Annotated in this window: 17 protein-coding genes; 13 read left to right on the top strand and 4 right to left on the bottom strand. The window is 70.1% G+C overall.

The window, feature by feature from the left end:
- Positions 1-41 precede the first annotated feature (41 nt).
- From BMY69_RS05285 to BMY69_RS05270, 4 genes are read right to left on the bottom strand one after another with little or no spacing between them, the layout of a single operon-like run.
- On the bottom strand, positions 42-797 hold the full coding sequence (locus BMY69_RS05285) for a DeoR/GlpR family DNA-binding transcription regulator (RefSeq protein WP_090052815.1): 756 nt from the start codon (positions 795-797) through the stop codon (positions 42-44).
- Entirely contained in the window at positions 787-2,448 is a 1,662-nt protein-coding gene (locus tag BMY69_RS05280) for an ABC transporter permease subunit (protein WP_177191080.1), read from the bottom strand. Before BMY69_RS05280 ends, BMY69_RS05285 begins: the two co-directional genes overlap by 11 nt.
- Entirely contained in the window at positions 2,445-3,446 is a 1,002-nt protein-coding gene (locus BMY69_RS05275) for an ABC transporter ATP-binding protein (protein WP_090175842.1), read from the bottom strand. Before BMY69_RS05275 ends, BMY69_RS05280 begins: the two co-directional genes overlap by 4 nt.
- 29 nt (positions 3,447-3,475) lie before the next feature.
- Positions 3,476-4,477, bottom strand: coding sequence for an extracellular solute-binding protein (locus tag BMY69_RS05270; protein WP_090175840.1), 1,002 nt, complete (start codon positions 4,475-4,477; stop codon positions 3,476-3,478).
- A gap of 192 nt (positions 4,478-4,669) precedes the next feature.
- Between BMY69_RS05270 and hisN the strand changes: the two genes are divergently transcribed.
- The 13 genes from hisN (at position 4,670) to accD (ending at position 20,472) form a co-directional block, all read left to right on the top strand.
- On the top strand, positions 4,670-5,461 hold the full coding sequence (hisN, locus tag BMY69_RS05265; RefSeq protein ID WP_090175838.1) for a histidinol-phosphatase: 792 nt from the start codon (positions 4,670-4,672) through the stop codon (positions 5,459-5,461).
- 7 nt (positions 5,462-5,468) lie between these two features.
- On the top strand, positions 5,469-7,601 hold the full coding sequence (locus BMY69_RS05260) for a phosphocholine-specific phospholipase C (RefSeq protein ID WP_090175836.1): 2,133 nt from the start codon (positions 5,469-5,471) through the stop codon (positions 7,599-7,601).
- 440 nt (positions 7,602-8,041) lie between these two features.
- Entirely contained in the window at positions 8,042-8,962 is a 921-nt protein-coding gene (gene prmB, locus BMY69_RS05255) for a 50S ribosomal protein L3 N(5)-glutamine methyltransferase (protein WP_090052824.1), read from the top strand.
- 17 nt (positions 8,963-8,979) lie between these two features.
- The gene (gene aroC, locus BMY69_RS05250) at positions 8,980-10,083 is read left to right on the top strand and encodes a chorismate synthase (RefSeq protein ID WP_090175835.1); all 1,104 of its coding nucleotides are present in this window, start codon (positions 8,980-8,982) and stop codon (positions 10,081-10,083) included.
- A gap of 3 nt (positions 10,084-10,086) precedes the next feature.
- Entirely contained in the window at positions 10,087-11,085 is a 999-nt protein-coding gene (locus tag BMY69_RS05245; protein WP_090175833.1) for a 2-hydroxyacid dehydrogenase, read from the top strand.
- Positions 11,086-11,115: 30 nt separating this feature from the next.
- On the top strand, positions 11,116-12,144 hold the full coding sequence (locus BMY69_RS05240) for an aspartate-semialdehyde dehydrogenase (RefSeq protein ID WP_090175832.1): 1,029 nt from the start codon (positions 11,116-11,118) through the stop codon (positions 12,142-12,144).
- Positions 12,144-12,434: a hypothetical protein gene (locus BMY69_RS05235; protein WP_090175830.1), complete on the top strand. Its 291-nt coding sequence runs from the start codon at positions 12,144-12,146 to the stop codon at positions 12,432-12,434. Before BMY69_RS05240 ends, BMY69_RS05235 begins: the two co-directional genes overlap by 1 nt.
- A gap of 177 nt (positions 12,435-12,611) precedes the next feature.
- Positions 12,612-15,170 carry a motility hub landmark protein FimV gene (locus tag BMY69_RS05230; RefSeq protein ID WP_090175828.1) on the top strand — a complete coding sequence of 853 codons (2,559 nt, stop codon included), beginning with the start codon at positions 12,612-12,614 and terminating at the stop codon, positions 15,168-15,170.
- 965 nt (positions 15,171-16,135) lie between these two features.
- Positions 16,136-16,903, top strand: coding sequence for a tRNA pseudouridine(38-40) synthase TruA (gene truA / locus BMY69_RS05225; RefSeq protein ID WP_090175826.1), 768 nt, complete (start codon positions 16,136-16,138; stop codon positions 16,901-16,903).
- Positions 16,900-17,523, top strand: coding sequence for a phosphoribosylanthranilate isomerase (locus BMY69_RS05220; RefSeq protein ID WP_090052837.1), 624 nt, complete (start codon positions 16,900-16,902; stop codon positions 17,521-17,523). The genes truA and BMY69_RS05220 overlap by 4 nt, the downstream gene beginning before the upstream one ends.
- A 28-nt stretch (positions 17,524-17,551) precedes the next feature.
- The gene (trpB, locus tag BMY69_RS05215) at positions 17,552-18,763 is read left to right on the top strand and encodes a tryptophan synthase subunit beta (RefSeq protein ID WP_090175824.1); all 1,212 of its coding nucleotides are present in this window, start codon (positions 17,552-17,554) and stop codon (positions 18,761-18,763) included.
- A complete protein-coding gene (gene trpA / locus BMY69_RS05210; RefSeq protein WP_090052840.1) occupies positions 18,763-19,563 on the top strand; it encodes a tryptophan synthase subunit alpha in 801 nt (266 codons plus the stop codon). Before trpB ends, trpA begins: the two co-directional genes overlap by 1 nt.
- A gap of 36 nt (positions 19,564-19,599) precedes the next feature.
- Positions 19,600-20,472, top strand: a complete 873-nt coding sequence (accD, locus tag BMY69_RS05205) for an acetyl-CoA carboxylase, carboxyltransferase subunit beta (protein ID WP_090175822.1) — start codon at positions 19,600-19,602, stop codon at positions 20,470-20,472.
- Positions 20,473-20,574 lie beyond the last annotated feature (102 nt).

Below are 20,574 nucleotides of genomic sequence, written 5' to 3'. Positions count from 1 at the left end.
GAAAAAGCGTGGATCAGGCGGCCTTCCTGGCGCGTCTTGTTTCAGGCGTAGGCGATCTCGCCCACGGCCTTACGGATGGCGGCGATCGCGCGGGACTTCTCGCTGCGACGGTCGGTGACGAGCACGTCCACGCGGTCGGCGGGACACCAGGCGACGCGGCTGCGCACGCCGATCTTGGAATGGTCGGCCGCGATCACGATGCGGCGGGCGTTCGCGCACATGGCGCGCGCGATCTCGGCTTCTTCCATCTCGAAACTGCTGGCGCCGGCCTTCGCGTCGATGCCGACGGGCGAGAGAATCGCGACGTGCGGCTGGTAGCGCGCGATCTCGGCGACGGTGGCCGAGCCCTGCGTGCAGCCGATCTGCGCGTTGAACCGCCCGCCGAGGAGGTGCACCTCGTTGGCGTCGCGCGTCGCGAAGCGCGCGGCGACGTCCACCGCGTTCGTCACGATGGTGAGGCCGCTGCGCGTGGCGAGCGCCTCGGCGACGAGATTCATCGTGCTGCCCGCGTCCATGAAGATCGTCTGGCCGCTTTCGACCAGGCTGGCGACCTTCTTCGCGATGGCGCGCTTCTCGCGCACGCGGGTGGCATGACGCACGTCGATCGGCGGCTCGTCGCCCGTGAGCACGGCGCCGCCGTGCACGCGACGGATCTCGCCGCGTTCCGCCAGTTCCACGAGATCGCGGCGAATGGTCTCGCGCGACACGCCGAGCTCGGCGACGATACGCTCGACGGACACCTGGCCGCTCGTGCGCAGCAGATCGCGGATGCGGGAATGCCGTTCTTCATGCCACATGGTGTCGGTCCTTGAATGCGTGGAGGAGGAGGCGCATCGCGCCGAGCGCGAGGGCGCCGGCGATCACGACGCACATCGCATACGCCGCGGCCTGGGCGAGGAAGCCGTTCTCGTCGAGGCGCATCACGGTCACGGAGGCGAGGCCGAGCGTCGGTGTGACGAGGAAGATCACGCCCGACAGCGTCACGAGCGAGCGCATGAACAGGTAGAAGAAGGTGGACACCGCGGCGGGCACGGTGAACGGAAGGATGGCGTCGCGTAGGACGTGCCGCGTGCCGCCGCCGGAGGTCACGACCGCGTCTTCCAGCGCCTCGGGCGCCTGGCGCATGCCGGTCTGCATCGTGAGGAACGACTGCGCGTGGTAGTGGTAGAGGCTGCACGCCGCCACCAGCGCGGCGCTGCCGTAGAACACGCCGGACAGCGCGCCGTGGTTGAAGGCGAGCACGTAACCGAGGCCGAGCACCATGCCCGGCACCGCGGCGGGCAGCGAGGCGAGGAACTGCACGGGGCGCGACAGCGTCGCCGGCGCACGGCGCAGGCCGGCGGCGAGTGCGAAGACCAGCGGCGTGCCCGCCACGGCGGCGGCCAGGGCGACGCCGAGTGAGGTGGCGACCGGTCCGTAACCGTCGGGCATGCCGGTCGTGTAGTTCGCCAGCGTGAGCGTGCGGTCGTAAGGCCAGAGCTTCACGACGCTGACATAGGCCACGGTCGCGACGATGGCCACGAGCGGCAGCAACGCGATGACGGACACCACGCCCAGGAAGAGATCGCGCGGCGCGTTGCGTCGTGGCACGAGCGGCTGGCCCGGGCGTGCGTCGCCGCTGTCCTGCCGCCGCTTCGCGAGGCGGGCGAGTCCGACGGAAAGCAGCGCGGGAGCGAGCAGCAGGACCCCGAGCGTCGCGCCCATGGCGAAATCGAGCTGGCCCACCACTTCGCTGTAGATCTCCATCGCCAGCACGCGGTAGCTGCCGCCCACGACCACCGCGCTGCCGAAGTCCGTGAGCGTTTCGGTGAAGACGAGGAAGGCGGCGGCGAGCAGCGCGTAGCGCAGGCGTGGCAGCGTCACGTCCAGGAACTGCCTCCCGTCGCCCGCGCCCATCGACGTGGCCGCGTCGTAGTGGCGCGCGGGCGTTCGCGCGAGGGCGGCGGAAACGATGATCGTCACCTGCGGCAGGCCATAGAGCGTGTTCGCGAGCAGCAGGCCCCAGAATCCGTAGATGTCGGTCGGCAGGCCGGTGAGCCGATGCACGAGGCCGTTCCGGCCGAGCAGGCAGACGAGTCCGAGGCCGAGCACGAGCGACGGCGCGAGCATCGGCAACAGCAGCGCGCCGCGGATGAGCAACTTGCCGCGCAGGCGGGAGCGATGCAGCGCCATGGCCAGGCACAGGCCCAGGGGCACGGTGGTCGCCGTCGTCGCGAGGCCGATCGCCAGGCTTCGCCACGCCGCGCGGGGCAGGCCGGGATCGTCGAGGAGGCGTGCGAAGTTGGCCAGCGTCGGCGTGCCGTCCGCGTCCGTGACCGCGCGCCACAGCACGGTGGCGAGCGGGTGGAGGAAGAACAGGACGAGGCCGGCCACCGGCACGGCGAGGAGCAGCGTCGCCGCGATGGGGCGCGAACGCGATCGCGGCGCGGCGGCGACGACGACCGTCATGCGCATACCCAGGCGCCGCGCAGGGCGTCGACCGTCACGATCTGGCCGCGCGGCAGCGAGTTGCGACCGGATACCTCCACCAGGAGGCGGCGGCCACGCCACGACAGCGTCATCCGCGTCAGGTTGCCGAGGAACGTCGTTTCCTCGATGACGCCTTCGCCGCGCGGGTCGGCGACGACGACGATGTCCTCGGGACGCAGGCAGAGCTCGTACGTCGCCTCGGCGCCGGGAGGGCGGCGTTCGAGGAAGCCGGGCAGGGCCTCGCGCACGAACGCGGTGGGCAGCAGGTTCGCGCGGCCCACGAACTCGGCCACGAAACGCGTGCGCGGTCGTTCGTAGAGGTCGCGCGGCGAACCGGACTGCTCGATGCGTCCATGGTTCATGCAGATGATGGTGTCCGCCATCGCCAGCGCTTCGTCCTGGTCGTGCGTCACCATGATGGTGGGGATGCCCAGCCCCCGCTGGAGACTGCGGATCTCCGTGCGAAGCTGCGCCCGGATCGCGGGATCCAGCGCGGAAAGGGGCTCGTCGAGGAGGAGCATCGCGGGTTCGGTGGCGAGTGCGCGGGCCAGCGCCACGCGCTGCTGCTGCCCGCCGGAGAGCTCGTCGGGGAAGCGCGCACCGAAGCCGCCCAGGCCGACGCGCTCGAGCAGCTCGCTGCTGCGCGCGGCGATCTTCGCCGGCGACTCGCGGCGCAGGCGCATCGGGTAGCCGACGTTGGCCGCGGCGGTCATGTCCGGGAACAGCGAATACGCCTGGAAGACGAGGCCCATGCGGCGCTCGCGCGCGGGGAGGGCGGTGATGTCGCGTCCGCCGAGCGCGATGCGTCCGGCGTCGGGCGTCGTCAGCCCCGCGACGATGCGCAGGAGCGTGGTCTTGCCGCAGCCGCTCGGTCCCAGCAGGCAGACGAACTCGTCCTCGGCGGTGCTGAAGGATACGTCGTCGAGCACCGTGTGCCCGTTCCATGCCTTCGATAGGTCGTCGATCCGCAGATGCATGTCGCGTTGGTTCCCCTTCGGCCGGCGCGTCAGCGCGTCAGCCGCTTGTACCGGGCGATGAGCGCCGCGCGTTCGCGCGCCGCCGTGGCGAAGTCGCGCGCGGGCAGCGTCGCGACGAGGTCGGCGGGAAGGCCTTCCCGCTGCTGTTCGGCACTCGGCACACTGCCCGGCGCCGCCACGATTTCCTTGTAACCGCGATACAGAACGGCGGCCTCGGGCGACGCCGTCCAGTCGAGGAAGCGTCGCGCGTCGCCGGGGTTCGACGCTTTCGCCATGAGGCCCGACGCTTCGAGCTCGTAACCCCTGGCGCCTTCGGGAATCACCATCGAGACCGGATAGCCCTGGCGGATCGACTGCATGGCCGAGAACGCGAACGAGATGCCGATGGGGAATTCACCGATGCGCGCGAGCTTGCACGGCGCGGATCCGGAAAGCGTGACCTGTCCGACGTTGCGCGCGATGTCGAGCACGACCTGCATGCCCTTCGGATCGCGACCGGCGTCCGAGAGCGACGAGAGCAGCATGTATCCGGTGCCCGACGAGGCGGGGTCCGGCATGGCGACCTGCCCGCGATAGCGGGGCGACGCGAGGTCGGTCCACGTGCGCGGCATCGGCAGGCCGTGTTCCGCGAGCGCCTCGCGATTCACGCACAGCGCGGCGAGGAACCCGGTGGGCGCGAACCAGCGGCCGTCCGCGGCGCGGAACGCGGACGGCATGCGATTAATGTGGGTGCCCCGCACGGGTGTGAGTAGCGCGGCGATCCGAGGCTCCAGCATGTCGGTCACCGCCATGCCCCAGATCGCGTCATTGCGCGGCTGCGCCGATTCGGCGAGCAGTCGCGCGGCGAGGTCGCCACTGGACAGACGCAGGACATGGATGTCGATGTCGGGGAGCGCTTGCTTCGCGGCGTCGAGGTACACGGCGATCTCGTCGCTCTCGAGCGCCGAGTACACGGTCACGGTGCCCGCGTGCGCCGCGGCGGAGCCGGCGAGCAGCAGGATGGCGCTTCCGATTTGGCGGTATGGACGCATGGCCGGCTCGACGGGTGGCGGTTCGCTTTACGTGTCACCGGGGCGGAAACGACCACCCACCGGTGTGGCGATTTGGGTATATTTGCAAACCTGTGGCGTCGTCGTCCACCAGAGAATTTTCGTTTTTGTCATCAATCCGAAACGTGTAACCGTTAGATCGCGCACGCTTTCCGCATCCGGGAGTCCCGCAAGATGGAATCGTTGTCCGCCGCCGAGCGGAAAGAGTTCGAAACGTTCGCGCTGGCGATCGCCGACAACGCTCGCGCGTTGTCGCTGCCCCGGTTCCGCCGTCCGGTCGACGTGACGCTCAAGGGCGACATGAGTCCGGTCACCGCCGTCGATCGCGGCGTCGAATCGATGCTGCGCGATCGCATCGAGCACGCGTGGCCGGCGCACGGGCTGCTCGGCGAGGAATACGGCGCGACGCGCACGGACGCCGAATTCGTCTGGTCCATCGATCCGATCGACGGCACGCGCAGCTTCATTTCGGGATGGCCGCTGTGGGGCACGTTGCTGGCGCTGCTCCGGCACGGGCGACCGGTACTCGGCGTGCTCGACATGCCCGCGCTGGATGAGCGCTGGATCGGCCACGTCGGCGTCGGCACCACCATGAACGGCGTGCGCTGCCGTACCAGCGCTTGCGAGACGCTCGATGCCGCGACGCTCTACACCACCACGCCGGACATGTTCACGCCCGACGAATGGGTGCGCTTCGATCGCACGAGCCGGGCCGCCTACACGCGCCGCTTCGGTGGCGATTGCTATGGTTACGGCATGCTCGCGTCGGGCCACATCGACGCCGTGATCGAATCGAACCTCATGCCGTACGACTATCTCGCCATCGCTCCCGTCGTGCAGGCCGCGGGCGGCGTCATCACCGACTGGGAGGGCCGTGAACTGGGCCTCGAGAGCGGCGGTCGCGTGGTCGCGGCGGCCACGCCGGCGCTGCACGCGGCGCTGATCGAATCGCTCGGGCGGGACTGATACGGCCATGGTCTCCCACGATCGCCGCCGTTTCCTCCATGCCGCGGGTGCGACCGTGGCGGCCTCGCTCGTCGCGCAGGGATTTCCCGCGGCCATCGCGAAGGCGCTGGCGACGGAGCCCGACCGCCGCACGGGCACGCTCGCCGACGTCGGTCACGTCGTGGTGCTGATGCAGGAGAACCGCTCGTTCGACCATTATTTCGGCAGCCTGCGTGGCGTTCGCGGTTTCGCGGATCCACGCGTGCTCGAGCTCGGTAACGGCGATCCGGTCTGGCGCCAGCCGGTGACGGCAGCGCGCACGAAATACTGGAAATCGCGCGGCATCGGCGACGACGTCGCATGGGTCTATCCGTTCCATCTCGACACGCACCGCAGTGGCGACCATCACGAGGGCACCGATCATGGCTGGAGCTCCGGCCACGGTGCGTGGAACCTCGGCCGCAACGACCGCTGGATCGAACAGAAGCAGGACGTGCTCACGATGGCGTACCTGCGTCGCGAGGACGCCGCGTTCCACTACGCGCTCGCCGATGCCTTCACCATCTGCGACGCGTACCACGCGTCCGCGCTGGCCGACACCGCGATCAATCGCATCTACCTGTGGAGCGGCACGTCCGATCCGTCGGGCCGGCTCGGACGCAAGGACAACGGTCCCGGTACCGAGGAACGGCCCGACGCGAACGGTTATACGTGGACGACGTATCCGGAGCGACTCGAGAGGGCGGGCGTGACGTGGCGCGTGTACCAGGGCGGCACCGGCGATCCGGGTTCGCCCACCGACAATTACACGGACAACTCGCTCGAGTTCTTCGCCGCGTACCAGGTGAAGGAGGGCGCCGATCCGTCCGGCGCGCTCGTGCGCAACGGCGTGTCCACGCACACGCTGCGCGACCTGCGCGACGACGTGTTGCACGACCGCCTGCCGCAGGTCGCCTGGATCGTCGCGCCGTACAAGTACAGCGAGCATCCCACCTCGTCGCCCGCCGATGGCGCGGCGTACATCAAGCGCGTGATCGAGGCGCTGACCGCGAACGCGAAGGTGTGGAGCCGTACGGTCCTGTTCCTCAACTACGACGAGAACGATGGGTTCTTCGACCACGTCGTCCCGCCCGCGCCGCCGCTGGAGGATGGCGAGGGCATCGTGTCTCCCGATCTCGTCGGAGGTCTGGATGACGAAACGATGGACCTCGACCGGCACCGCCGGATCGCGTCGCCGCTCGTTCCCGGCAGCGATCCCGGCGGGGAACAGGTGGTCGGTCTCGGCAACCGCGTCCCGATGATCGTCGTCTCGCCCTGGACGCGTGGCGGATGGGTCTGCTCCGAGACGTTCGACCACACGTCCGTGCTGCGTTTTCTGGAGAAGCGCTTCGGCGTCGAGGAGCCGAACATCAGCGCGTGGCGGCGCAGCGTTTGCGGCGATCTGACCAGTGCCTTCGATTTCGCCGGCCGGTCCGATCCGTCGATGCCCGCGTTGCGCGTGCCGACCGGCTTCAGCGGAAAGGCGCCGGTCGCGGTGCCCGGCACGCAAACGATGCCGGTGCAGGAGCCGGGCACGCGGCCGGCACGCGCGCTCGGCTACGCGTGGCACCTGCGCCATCGCATCGAGGACGGATCCAGCCGTCTTTCCTTCGACAACCACGGCCGGCTCGGCGCGGCGTTCATGGTCTACGACGGCCTGGATCGGGATGCGCCGCCGCGTCGTTATGCGGCCAGCGCGGGGACCGCGATCGAAGACGCGTGGCCGCTCGCGAAGGCCGGCGACGCCTACGACCGGCGTATCCATGGCCCGAATGGCTACTACGCGGCGGTGCGCGGATTCGCCGACGATGCGCTGGAGGCGTGGGTCCGGGGCGTGGAGGGCAAGCGTGCCGTCGAGGTCGTCGTGACGAACGGCGGCCCGGCCCCGGTCGCGGTGGCGATCTCCGAGGCCTACGGGCCGACGCGGCACGAACTCGCGCTCCCGGCCGGTGCGAGCCAGACGCTGACGCTGGATCTCACCGCGAGCGCCGGATGGTTCGACGTGTCGATCCTGACGCCGTCCGCGCCGCGTTACCTCCGTCGCTACGCGGGGCATCACGAGGACGGGAAGCCCGCGACCAGCGATCCGGCACGTTCCGCTCCTTTGAGCGCCTCGCCGTAGGCACCGGCGTGCGCCGGTGCGACGTCGAGGGAGCGGGTGGCGTCCGGCAAGGTTCCCTCACCGTCGCACCGTCGCACGCCGGTGCCGACGTCGAGGGTGCTGGTGGCGCCCGGCCAGGTACCCCTCACCGTCGCACCGGCGAACGCCGGTGCCCACGGCGGGGCGCGCGGTCAGGCGAGAGCGCCTCGCAGTGCTCCGCGGAACCGCCGCACGTCCCGCCTACAAGATCGGCCGGGCGCCACGCTCTTGTGATCTCCTCGCCGTAGGCACCGGCTTACGCCGGTGCGACGTCGAGGGTGCGGGTGGCGTCCGGCGAGATTCCCCTCACCGTCGCACCGGCGCACGCCGGTGCCCACGGCGAAGCGCCCGGCCCGGCGAAGGCCGCCGCGTGTCCCCGGACGGCTATACTCACGAGCCAGCCCCACCGAATCCCCCCGACCGTGACCAGCGAACTTTCCTCGATCATCGATTTCATCCGCTACGGCGCCAGCCGTTTCTCGGCCGCCGGCCTGACCTTCGGGCACAGCCACGACAATCCGATCGACGAGGCCACGCATCTGGTGCTGGCCGCGCTGCATCTGCCGCCGGACATTCCGCCGGCCTACGGCGCGGGCAAGCTGGTCGCCGCCGAGCGCGAGGCCGTGCTGGCGCTGATCGAGCGCCGGGTCGTCGAGCGCGTGCCGGTGGCCTATCTCGTGGGCGAGACCTGGTTCGCGGGCATGAAGTTCAAGAGCGATCGCCGCGCGCTGGTGCCGCGTTCGCCGATAGCGGAGCTGATCGAGAGCCGCTTCACCCCGTGGCTGGACGATCGCCACGTGGAACGCGCGCTCGACATGTGCACCGGCTCGGGCTGCATCGGCATCGCCATGGCCGAGTACAACCCGGAGTGGAAGGTCGACCTCGCCGACGTCAGCGACGACGCGCTGTCGCTGGCCAACGAGAACATCGTGTTCCAGCACGTCGAGGACCGCGTGCGCGCGGTGAAGTCGGACCTCTTCGCCGGCCTCCAGGGCGAGGTCTACGACCTGATCGTCTCCAATCCGCCGTACGTCACCAACGACGAATACGCCGCGATGCCGGCCGAATACAGCCATGAGCCGGTCCTCGGCCTGACATCCGGCGATGATGGACTGGACCTCACGCTGCGCATGCTCGACGAGGCGGCCGACCATCTGAGCGAGGATGGCCTGCTGATCGTCGAGGTGGGCGACAGCGAGCATGCGCTGGTCAACCTGCTGCCCCGCGTGCCGTTCGTGTGGCTGGAGTTCAAGGTGGGCCAGATGGGGATCTTCGCGCTGGAACGGCGCGACCTCGTCGAGCATGCCGCCGACATCGCCGCCGTTCGCGCCGCAAGAAACTGACCTTCACCGGAAGTACCGTGTCCTCCAATACGTTCGGCAAGATCCTCTCCGTCACCACCTTCGGCGAAAGCCACGGCCCGGCCATCGGTTGCGTCGTCGACGGGTGCCCGCCGGGGCTCACGCTCGAGCCCGGCGAGTTCCGCGCCGACCTGGAACGCCGCGCGACGGGCCGCTCGCGGCACACGTCGCAGCGGCGCGAGGCCGACGATATCGAGATCCTCTCCGGGGTCTACGAGGGCGTGACCACCGGCACCCCGATCGCGCTGCTGATCCGCAATACGGATGCGCGTTCGAAGGATTACGGCAACATCCTCGACACGTTCCGCCCCGGCCACGCCGACTACACCTACTGGCAGAAATACGGCGTGCGCGATCCGCGCGGCGGTGGCCGATCGTCGGCGCGCGAGACCACCATGCGCGTGGCGGCCGGCGTCATCGCGAAGAAATGGCTGGCACAGCGCCATGGCGTGACGGTGCGCGGGCACGTCGCGCAGATCGGCGACGTCGTACCGCGCGGCTTCGACGCCGACGCGATCGAGGGCAGCCCGTTCTTCTGGCCCGACGCCGCGCAGGTGCCCGAGCTCGAGGCCTACATGGACGCCCTGCGCAAGTCGGGCGATTCGGTCGGCGCGAAGGTCACCGTGGTCGCCGAGGGCGTGCCGGCGGGGTGGGGCGAGCCGATCTACGGCAAGCTCGACGGCGAGATCGCGGCGGCCATGATGTCGATCAACGCCGTGAAGGGCGTGGAGATCGGCGACGGCTTCGCCGCCGTGGCCCAGCGCGGCACGCAGCATCGCGACGAACTCACGGCCGACGGTTTCCTGTCCAATCATGCGGGCGGCATCCTCGGCGGCATCGCGTCCGGCCAGCCGGTCGTCGTGTCGATGGCGTTCAAGCCGACATCGAGCATCCTGATCCCGGGCCGCAGCGTCGATCGCGCGGGCCAGCCGACCGAGGTAGTGACCAAGGGCCGCCACGATCCCTGCGTCGGCATCCGTGCCGTGCCGATCGCCGAGGCCATGCTGGCCCTCGTGCTGATGGACCAGGCGCTGCGCCATCGCGCCCAGTGCGGCGACGTGGGCGAGGTGCCGCCGCGGATTCCAGGGGCCGTCCGGGAGTAACCCATGAACCAACCGGTCGTCTGGATTTCCCGCCCGTTCTTCCCCGACATCGTCGACCGCCTGCGGCCGCATTTCGAGGTGCGGGCGGAAACCGAGGAGCGGAAGTTCGGTAGCGCCGACCTGGCGAAGCACCTCGCCGGTGCCGACGCCGCGATCGTCGGCCTCGCGGAGCGCATCGACGCGGCCGCCATCGCCGGCGCCTCCCGCCTGCGTTTCGTCGCGAACCTCGGGGTGGGCTACAACAACCTCGACCTGGATGCCCTGACCGCCGCGGGCATCGGCGCCTCGAACACGCCCGACGTCCTCACCGAGACCGTCGCCGACTACGCCTGGGCGCTGATGCTCGCCGCCGCGCGACGGGTGGGCGAGGCCGAGCGCTGGCTGCGCGACGGCCAGTGGCACGGCTCCCGCTTCGAGGGCTGGCTCGGCGCGGACGTCCACGGCAAGACCATCGGCATCCTCGGCATGGGCCGCATCGGCCAGGCCGTTGCACGCCGCGCGGCCGGCTTCCGGGCGCAGGTGCTGTATCACAATCGCTCGCGCCTGCCGGCGGAGGTCGAGCGCGAATGCGCGGCGACCTACGTCGACAAGGCCACGCTGCTCGGCCGGTCCGACCATCTCATCCTGGTGCTGCCGTACACCGCGCAGAACCACCACGCGATCGGCGAGGCCGAACTGAAGGCGATGAAGCCGACCGCGACGCTGGTCAACATCGCCCGTGGCGGCATCGTCGACGACGCCGCGCTGGCGCATGCGCTGGCCACCGGCGAGATCGCGGCGGCGGGCATCGACGTGTTCGAAGGGGAGCCCTCGGTCCATCCGGGGCTGCTCGAACGGGACAATATCGTCCTCAGTCCGCACATCGCCAGCGCAAGTCGCGACACACGTCGCGATATGGCGGCGCTGGCTGTGGACAATGTGCTGGCGGCGTTCGGACACGGTCCACACGCCGGCCAGCCACCCACGATCCTCAATCCGGGTGTGCTGGCCGACGCCAGCTGACCTTCCATCCACGCCTGACAAAAGCGAAGCATGAGCAAGAAGACGAGTTACAAGGTGGCCATGGTGGGCGCGACCGGCGCGGTCGGCGAAACCCTCCTGTCGATCCTCGCCGAGCGGGATTTCCCCGTGAGCGAACTGGTTCCCCTGGCGAGCGAGCGCTCGGCGGGCGGTACCGTCGACTTCGCCGGAAAACCTTATACCGTCCAGGACCTTGCGAAATACGACTTCGACGGCGTCGACATCGCGTTCTTCTCGGCCGGCGGATCGGTGAGCCGCGAGCACGCCCCGCGCGCCGCCGCCGCGGGTGCCGTGGTCATCGACAACACCTCCGAGTTCCGCTACCAGGACGACATTCCGCTGGTGGTGTCCGAGGTGAACCCGCACGCCATCGCCGACTACACGGTGCGCGGCATCATCGCCAACCCGAACTGCTCGACGATGCAGATGCTGGTGGCGCTGGCGCCGATCCATCGCGAGGCGGGGATCGAACGCATCAACGTCGCGACGTACCAGTCGGTGTCCGGCGCGGGTCGCAGCGGCATGGAGGAACTGGGCAAGCAGACCGCCCAGATGCTCAACTTCCAGGACGTGGAGACGGCCAAGTTCCCGAAGCAGATCGCGTTCAACGTGATTCCGCACATCGACGACTTCCAGGCCAACGGCTACACCAAGGAAGAGATGAAGATGGTCTGGGAGACCCGGAAGATCCTCGAGGACGCGTCCATCCAGGTGAATCCGACCGCCGTCCGCGTGCCGGTGTTCTACGGCCACGCCGAGGCGGTGCACATCGAAACCCGCGACAAGATCACCGCCGACCGCGCGCGCGAACTGCTGGAGCAGGCGCCGGGCGTGGTGGTGCAGGACGAGCGCAAGGCCGGTGGCTACCCGACGCCGGTCGGCGACGCGGCCGGGAAGGACCCGGTCTTCGTCGGCCGCATCCGCGAGGACATCTCGCACGAGCGCGGCCTCGACCTGTGGGTCGTCGCGGACAACATCCGCAAGGGTGCCGCGCTCAACGCCGTGCAGATCGCGGAAATCCTGATCGAGGATTACCTGTAATGAACCCTCGCGTCGCCACCTTCCTGCTGCTGATGCTGCCCGCGCTCGCCGCGTCGGCGGCGCAACAACGGCCGCAGGAACGGGCGACGCGCGCGGACTCGTCGTCCTCCCGCGCGCGGCTCGATGCCCTTCGCGGGCAGGAGAAACGCGAGGACGCCGAAGTCCGCCAGCTGAAGACGCGTGTGGACACGCTGGAGTCGCACTCGAAGGAGGCCGGGCAGGCGCTGGAGGAACGGGATCGCCGGATCGCCGAGCTCCAGCGGCAGCTGGAGGCCGCGCAGGGCCATTGACCGAAGTACATGTAAGGGGGGCGTGTACGGGCCTCGCGAACGACTCAACGTTGTCGCGTAACTATCCGTAGCCGCTATTGTTAGTTGTTGTCGGGGTGCACTACAGTGGCGCCTTCGCGGCCGATCGCCCGATAGAGGCGCGCCGCCGGCATGGATCCAGTTCGGGGGACGTAACACATGAACCGCACGTTGAAGCTTTCGATCATGCTGGCGTTGGCCGGCTGGGGCGGCACAGCCCTGGCTCAGAGTCTGGGTGCCGTCCAGGTGCGTTCCACCATGGATCAGCCGCTGGTCGCCGAGATTCCGCTCACCGGCGTGTCGGGCAACCTGGGCAACGTCCAGGTGGCGCTGGCGTCGGAGGACGCCTTCCGCCGGGCGGGGCTCAATCGCGGCGGCCTTCCCGTCGCCCTGAACTTCACGGTCGCCAAGGGCGCGTCCGGGCAGCCCGTGGTTCGCGTCACCAGTGCCGAGCCAGTCCGCGACACCTACCTCGATTTCCTCGTCGAAGTCTCCTCGGGCGGCAACAAGGTCGTCCGGGAAGTCACCATGCTGCTCGACCCGCCGGGCTCGCCGATCCACCAGGCGGCGTCGACCGCCGAACCGCAGGCTCCCGCCGCGCCGCCCTCGCGTACGTCGGACGTGCCGCCGCGGGTGCCGGCGGCCAGCGACGCGCGTCCCTCGCGCACCGCCGAGACAGCTGCGCCGCCGGCGCCGGCTCCCGCGGCGCCCGCTCCCGCTCCCGCGCCTCGCCAATCGGTGCCGCGCCGTGCGTCCGCCGACTCCTATGGCCCGGTGCAGCGTGGCCAGACGCTGTCCACGATCGCCCGCCAGCATGCGGGCGGCGCGGACATGAACCAGATGCTCGTGGCCCTGCAGAAGGCCAACCCAGACGCCTTCTATCGCGACAACATGAACGCGTTGAAGACGGGTGCGGTCCTGCGTATCCCGTCTGCCGACGAGGTGCGTGCGGAGAGCGCCGACGCGGCGCTCTCCGAAGTCCGCCGCCAGAACGAATCCTGGCGCGCCGGTAGCACCCGCGCGCCGTCGACGGTCGCCGATGCCGCCTCCACGGGCGCGAGCCAGCCGAAGGCGAAGGCCGCGGCCAGCGCCGACGACCGTCTCGCCATCGTGCCGTCGAAGGACGGCGGCGACGCCGCGTCCACCCGCGCCGGAACGAAGGGTGGCACGGGCGACGCCCAGGTCGCCGGCCTCCGTCAGGAACTGGCGACCTCGCAGGAAAGCGTCGCGTCGCTCAAGCAGCAGGGCGCCGAGCTGAAGTCGCGCATCGGCGAGCTCGAGGCGATCGACGCGAAGAACCAGCGCCTGCTAAGCCTGAAGGATTCGGAAATCGCCGAACTCCAGCGCAAGCTGGCCGAGGCGCAGAAGGGCGCGGCCGTCGCGGCCACTCCGGCTCCAGCACCGACACCGGCGGCTGCCGCCAGCGCGCCGGTCACGGCCGCCACGGCACCGGCCGCCGCCGCCAGCACCGCGGCAGCCCCGGCCGCTTCCGCGACCGTCGCCACGACCCCGCTCGCGTCCCCGGCGCCCGCCGCGGCGGCGACGGCTGCCGCCGCACCGCCGGCACCGGTCGCGAAGCCGGCTCCGGCCCATGTCACGCCCACGGCGCCCGTCGCGGAGGAAGATCCCTGGTTCATGCAGCCCTGGGCCTGGGGTGGCGGCGCGATCGTCATCCTCCTGCTGCTCGTCGCGGCCGTGTTCGGGCGCAGGAAACCGAAGGCCGCGGCCGCCGTCGCCGGCACGCCGTCGCTCGCCGATCGTTTCGGCCAGGAGCCCACATTCGGCGACTTCGAGCACACCGACACGATGGACCAGGACCAGCGCGAGATCCTCGACGCGCTGGCGGAGCACCCGGACGACATCGGCCTGCATCTCGAGCTGGTCAGCCTCTACTACGGCCGCCGCGACGTCGATCACTTCGAAGCCGCCGCCGAAGCCATGTTCGCCCACGTCGCCGATCCCGAGCAGCCGGAATGGCGCGAGGTGGTGATGATGGGCGAGGACCTCGCCCCGACGCATCCGCTGTTCGGCGGCGTGCCGGTCGACGAGATCGACGATCCGTACGACGACGACACGTATACGGCCGGCTCGCCGCAGCACCCGGATCACGCCGCGGCGCTGGAGGAGTTCGACCTCGGCACGTACGTGACCAGTCCGGATGAAGAGGCCCGCCCTGCGACGCCCGCGCCGCAGAAGCACAGCGAATACCACTTCAATTTCGACCTTACCCCGGTGCAGCGCGCCGAGGCGGATCGCCGTCCGCACGCGCCGGAAGTGTTCGACGTGGACGCGCCGGAATCGCCGTATGCCGAAGCGCACGGCACGCACGAAGGCCATGCGGCGTTCGGCGACGTGCTCGCCAGCGAGACGGCCGCCCACGACGAGCCGCGCTCGAGCTGGTCGTTCGACGAGGATGCCGATCGCGCGCCGGCGCACGACGAGCCGGCCTTCGAGGCGCCGAAGCACGTGGACGAGCTCCCGCGTTTCGACGAACCGCCGCGTTTCGACGAGCCGGTGTTCGCCGACGAAGAGCCGATCGAGGATCACGGCCCGGAAAGCTTCAGCGACGACCCGGTCGACACGAAGCTCGATCTCGCCCGCGCCTATCTGGACATGGGCGACGCCGAGGGCGCCCGCCTCATGCTGGACGAGGTGATCGCGGAAGGCTCGCAGATGCAGAAGGACACGGCCCGCCGGATCCTCGACGATATCGTCTGATCGCGAGCACAGGCAGAACAGAAAGCCCCGGCCACCCGCCGGGGCTTTTTTCTTGTAGGAGCGGACCCGGCCGCGACAGCTTTTCGCGGGGCGCAGCAGGCCCTGCGGCTCACGGCCTCAACGACGTCGCGGCCAGGTGCGCTCCAACAGCCATCGGTGCGTTGTGGGAGCGGACCCGGCCGCGACAGCTTTTCGCCGGGCGCATCAGGCCCTGCGGCTCACGGCCCCAACGGCGTCGCGGCCAGGTCCGCTCCAACAGCCATCGGTGCGTTGTGGGAGCGGACCTGGCCGCGACAGCTTCTCGCCGGGCGCAGCAGGCCCTGCGGCTCACGGCCTCAACGGCGTCGCGGCCAGGTCCGCTCCAACGGACATCGGTGCGATGTGGGAGCGGACCCGGCCGCGACAGCTTTTCGCTGGACGCAGCAGGCCCTGCGGCTCACGGCCTCAACGGCGTCGCGGCCAGGGCCGCTCCAACAGGCATCGTGTGGGAGCGGACCCGGCCGCGACAGCTTTTCGCCGGACGCATCAGGCCCTGCGGCTCACGGCCTCAACCGCGTCGCGGCCAGGTCCCCTCCAACAGCCATCGGTCCCGTGTGGGAGCGGACCCGGCCGCGACAGCTTTTCGCCGGACGCAGCAGGCCCTGCGGCTCACGGCCTCAACGGCGTCGCGGCCAGGGCCGCTCCAACAGCCATCGGTGCGTTGTGGGAGCGGACCCGGCCGCGACAGCTTTTCGCGGGGCGCGGCAGGCCCTGCGGCTCACGGCCTCAACGGCGTCGCGGCCAGGGCCGCTCCAACAGCCATCGGTGCGTTGTGGGAGCGGACCCGGCCGCGACAGCTTTTCGCGGGGCGCGGCAGGCCCTGCGGCTCACGGCCTCAACGGCGTCGCGGCCAGGTCCGCTCCAACAGCGGCTCGTTGGCGACGGGATGGTACCCTTTGCGGCTCCCGCCACTTCCGACCCACCCCATGCGCATCGCCCTTGGCGTCGAATACGACGGCACCGATTTTCTTGGCTGGCAGCGGCTCAGCCATGCCAAGACCGTGCAGGGCGCGCTGGAAGAAGCGCTGACCTACGTCGCGCACGCGCCGGTGGAGGTGACGGCGGCCGGCCGCACGGATGCAGGCGTGCATGGCCGCTGCCAGGTGGTGCATTTCGATACCGACGTCGTGCGCGACATGCGTGGCTGGGTCCTCGGCGCGTGCTCGAACCTGCCGCACAGCGTGGCGGTGACCTGGGCGCAGCCCGTGGCCGACGACTTCCACGCGCGCTTCTCGGCGCGGGCCCGGCGCTATCGCTACCGCATCCTGCCGCGCTTCGTGCGACCGGCGCTCGACGCGCGTTTCGTGGCCTGGGAGCGCCGCCAGCTCGACGCCGACGCGATGCACGTCGCGGCGCAGGCGATCGTGGGCGAGCACGATTTCTCCGCGTTCCGCGCCGTGTCGTGCCAGGCCGCGCATGCGCGGCGCAACGTGCGGTCGATCCGCGTCTTCCGCGAGGACATCCACGTGGTGGTGGAGATCGAGGCGAACGCGTTCCTGCACCACATGGTGCGCAACATCGTCGGCTCGCTGCTGCCCATCGGTCGCGGGGAGCGCCCGGTCGAATGGATGGCCGAACTGCTCGAGGGCCGGGATCGCGAAGTCGCCGGCGCGACCGCGCCCGCGGAAGGACTCACGTTCCTCGGACCGATGTACGAAGCCCACTGGGGCCTTCCGGCGGAGGTGACGCTATGACGCGCATCAAGTGCTGCGGGATCACCCGTGTCGACGACGTGCAGCTCGCCGCGCGTCTCGGCGCGGATGCGGTCGGTTTCGTGATGACGCGCAAGAGCAAGCGGTTCGTCGACCCTTCGACTGCGGCGACCCTGCGCGATGCGGTGCCGCCGTTCGTCGGCATCGTGGCGCTGGTCATGGACGACGATCCCGCCTACGTGGCCGAGGTCGTGCGCGTGCTCCGGCCGGACATGCTCCAGTTCCACGGTGTGGAAACCCAGGCGGAGTGCGCGGCGCACGGCGTGCGCTGGCTGAAGGCCATCGCGATGGGCGAGGGCGCGCCGGCGCTCGCGCGCCTGCGCGACTACCCCGCGGCGGCCGGCCTCCTGCTCGACGGGCACGGACTGGGCGAGCAGGGCGGCAGCGGCCAGCGCTTCGACTGGTCGCTGATGCCGAAGGATCTCGCGCAGCCGCTGATCCTCGCCGGTGGCCTCACCGCCGACAACGTCGCGGAAGCGATCCGCGTCGCCCGGCCGTGGGCCGTGGACGTCTCCAGCGGCATCGAGGCGTCGCCCGGCATCAAGGATCGGGCTAAGATGGAACGCTTCATTTCCGCCGTGCGCGCCGTCCCCAGCGCGTGAGCGGCCCCCAGCAGACACCGAGAAGGCAATGACGCAGATCACGGATTTCCACGCCTGGCCCGACGCCCACGGTCGGTTCGGCGACTTCGGCGGCATTTACGTCGCCGAGACCCTGATGGAGCCGCTGGCCGAGCTCACCGCCGCCTACGAGAAGCTGCGCACCGACCCGGCGTTCATCGCCGAGCTCGATCGCGATCTCAAGCACTACGTCGGCCGCCCGAGCCCGGTCTATCACGCCGAGCGGCTGTCGAAGCACGTCGGCGGCGCGCGCATCGTGCTCAAGCGCGAAGACCTGAACCATACCGGCGCGCACAAGATCAACAACACCGTCGGCCAGGCGCTCGTGGCGCGCTACATGGGCAAGTCGCGCATCATCGCCGAGACGGGCGCCGGGCAGCACGGCGTGGCCAGCGCCACCGTCGCCGCGCGCATGGGCCTGAAATGCGTCGTGTACATGGGCGCCGTCGACATCGAGCGGCAGAAGATCAACGTCTACCGCATGCGCCTGCTCGGCGCCGAGGTCGTGCCGGTGACGTCCGGTTCGAAGACGCTGAAGGACGCCCTGAACGAGGCGATGCGCGACTGGGTCACGAACGTCGAGGACACCTTCTACATCATCGGCACCGTCGCGGGCCCGCACCCGTATCCGCAGATGGTGCGCGACTTCAACGCGATCGTCGGTCGCGAGGCCCGCGCGCAGACCATCGAGCAGTTCGGTCGCCTTCCCGACGTCGTCACCGCGTGCGTCGGCGGCGGGTCGAACGCGATCGGTATCTTCCACGCGTTCCTCAACGACGGCGGTGTGCGCCTCGTCGGCGCCGAAGCGGCCGGCGACGGCATCGAGACGGGTCGTCACGCGGCCTCGCTCGCCGCCGGCAAACCGGGCGTGCTGCACGGCAACCGCACGTACGTGCTCTCCGATGCGAACGGCCAGATCGTCGAGACGCACTCGATCTCGGCGGGTCTCGACTATCCGGGCGTCGGTCCCGAGCACGCGTTCCTCAAGGACGCCGGCCGTGCCGAGTACGTCGGTGTCACCGACGACGAGGCGCTCGAAGCCTTCCACCTGCTCGCCCGCACCGAGGGCATCCTGCCGGCGCTCGAGTCGAGCCACGCCATCGCCCAGGCGATGAAGCTGGCGCGCGAGCTGCCGAAGGACGGCATCGTCCTCGCCAACCTCTCGGGGCGTGGCGACAAGGACGTGCATACCATCGCCGCCCGCGAAGGAATCGAACTCTGATGAGCCGCATCGAACGTCGCTTCGCGGCGCTGAAGTCCGCCGGCCGCACCGGCCTGATCCCCTTCGTCACCGCCGGCGATCCGTCGCCGGACGGCATGGTGTCGCTGCTCCATGGCCTGGTGGCCGCCGGCGCCGACGTGATCGAGCTTGGCGTGCCGTTCTCCGACCCCATGGCCGACGGTCCGGTCATCCAGCACGCCAGCGAGCGCGCGATCGCGAAGGGCGTCGGCCTGGCGAACGTGCTGGCCTGGGTGGCCGCGTTCCGCGAGACGGATGACGAGACCCCGATCGTGCTGATGGGCTACCTCAATCCGGTGGAGATGTACGGATACGCGGCGTTCGCCGAAGATGCCGTCGAAGCCGGCGTGGATGGCGTGCTGATGGTCGACTGTCCGCTGGAGGAATCGCACGTCCTGGAACCGCTGCGCGAGGCAGGGCTCGACCAGATCCTGCTCGCGTCGCCGACCACGGCCGAGACGCGCCTGGCCGCCCTCTGCGAGGCGGCGACGGGCTTCCTGTACTATGTATCGTTCGCCGGCATCACCGGCGCGGCCCAGCTGAGCACCGGCGACATCGCCGAGCGCGTCGCCGGCATCCGCGCCCGGTCGAAGGCTCCGGTCGCCGTGGGCTTCGGTGTCCGCGACGCCGAGGGTGCGAAGGCGATCGGCGAATTCGCCGACGCCGTCGTCATCGGCAGCGCCCTGGTCGACCGCCTCGCCGGTGCGACCTCGGCCGACGATGCCGTCGGCAGGGCAAGGGATTTCCTCGCTCCGATCCGCGCCGCTCTCGACGCGCGCTGATCGGGCGAGCGGACGTACAGGTACCGGAGACACACGATGAACTGGCTGCAGAAAATCATGACGCCGAAGACCCGCGCACCCAGCGCGGCCGGTGGCAAGGGCAAGGTGCCGGAAGGCGTCTGGGAGAAGTGCGCGGGTTGCGGCACGGTGCTGTACAAGCCCGAGCTCGAGAAGTCGCTGATGGTCTGCCCGAAGTGCGGCCACCATCACGCGATCTCGGCGCGCGCGCGCCTGGCGGCCTTCTTCGACGAGGGCAGCACGACCGAGCTATGGCCGAAGATGGAAGCGGTCGACGCCCTGAAGTTCAAGGACCAGAAGAAGTACAAGGACCGCGTGGCCGCCGCGCAGAAGAACACGGGCGAGAAGGACGCGCTGATCGCGATGTCCGGCCGCCTGCTCGAGCGCCCGGTCGTCGCCGTGGCGTTCGAATTCGCGTTCATGGGCGGCTCGATGGGTTCGGTGGTGGGCGAGAAGTTCGCCCGCGCCGCCGAAAAGGCGCTCGCTGAGAAAAGCGCGCTGGTGTGTTTTTCCGCCACCGGCGGCGCGCGCATGCAGGAAGGCCTGTTCTCGCTGATGCAGATGGCGAAGACGTCCGCCGCGCTGGCGCGCATGCGCGATGCCGGCATTCCGTACATTTCCGTCCTCACGCACCCGACCACGGGCGGCGTGTCGGCGAGCCTCGGCATGCTGGGCGACCTCAACGTCGCCGAGCCGAAGGCGCTGATCGGTTTCGCGGGTCCCCGCGTGATCGAGCAGACCGTGCGCGAGACGCTGCCGGAAGGTTTCCAGCGCTCCGAGTTCCTGGTCGAGCACGGTGCCGTCGACGTCATCGTCGACCGCCGCGAGATGCGCGACAAGCTCGGCGCCATGCTGGGCATCCTGCAGAAGGCCCCGCGCGCGGCGGCCTGATTCGCCTGACCATACCGGCCGCTCCCGTGTGGGAGCGGACCCGGCCGCGACAGCTTTTCGCCGGACGCATCAGGCCCTGCGACTCACGGCCCCAACGGCGTC

Origin of the sequence: Luteibacter sp. UNC138MFCol5.1, from assembly GCF_900110505.1 — a bacterium.
In the GTDB taxonomy this organism is placed as follows: domain Bacteria; phylum Pseudomonadota; class Gammaproteobacteria; order Xanthomonadales; family Rhodanobacteraceae; genus Luteibacter.
This window is presented reverse-complemented; position numbering and strand designations above follow the sequence as displayed.